Genomic DNA, 936 nt, shown 5'->3' with positions numbered 1-936 from the left:
ATGCTAAATTGCTGTATATTCTAATATGGTTTACCATAAATATTCTGTACCATATTTATTCTGAAGAATATTACCATATAAGAATATATATTCTAAGCCATATCACCATAAATATTCTTCAGAATATGCTTATAAAATGCGCTTTGAGAAGATTTTAATATAAAAATATTATTGATTTTTAATGTTATTTTAGAGTCTAAAACATATATCCATAAGAGCATCGGATAAATTTCTTTGAGGCTACAAATAAATTATTGTTATTGGAGTGTGTATGCTTATGATTAAAGATAAAAAATGAAACCCGACTCGTATTCACTCGCTGGGGAAGTTCGAAGAACCAAATGCAAGATTTGGATTCTCACTTCAAATTAATTCAGAAGATAAAGAAGTGTTTGACAAGAAGCAGATTGCTCTTGCTATTAGAAATTCAACTTTTGGTGATGAGCTGTCTTGTTCATTAATAAACGATGGAATATTAAATAAATGTGAAGGATGTTCTCTCAAGTATATTTGTGATGGAATTGATAAAGTAGCTGAGGATTATATTGATAAGACTACAGAGGTTATAAATAACTTTTCCTTTGAGTAAAAAATATAAATTAGATATATTGCAAAGAAAAACCAAGGTTTATGTGACCTTGGTTTTTAAGCATTGACATTTTAATAATTTAAAGAAATATATTCATAAATTTTATTGAAAGTAACTTTCTTTTTGAGGCAGGCAGTAGAGTAACACATATTTTTATAGTACGCGTAATCCTGGATAGTATTGCTTTTGAAGAATATAAAATCAATGAGTTCTTTTTCCTCTTCAGTCAAATTATTTATGGCCATCTTTAAATCTTCAGAATCACATCTATCACAAAATAAATCTTCCAGGTTTATATCTTGAGAAGGTAAATCTTTTTCAACATCAGCATGAAGGCTTAAAGCATC

Annotated in this window: 1 protein-coding gene and 1 pseudogene; one reads left to right on the top strand and one right to left on the bottom strand. The window is 28.1% G+C overall.

What is annotated here, in order from left to right:
• The first annotated feature begins 388 nt into the window (after positions 1 to 388).
• Complete coding sequence (locus CLOBL_RS27250; protein WP_242953949.1) at positions 389 to 589, top strand: hypothetical protein; 201 nt, start codon at positions 389 to 391, stop codon at positions 587 to 589.
• Positions 590 to 660: 71 nt separating this feature from the next.
• Here CLOBL_RS27250 and CLOBL_RS27245 read toward each other — a convergent pair.
• A pseudogene (locus tag CLOBL_RS27245) lies at positions 661 to 936 on the bottom strand (sigma-70 family RNA polymerase sigma factor); the annotation flags it as partial.

The organism is Clostridium sp. BL-8 (assembly GCF_002006495.1).
GTDB lineage: Bacteria > Bacillota > Clostridia > Clostridiales > Clostridiaceae > Clostridium.
This window is presented reverse-complemented; position numbering and strand designations above follow the sequence as displayed.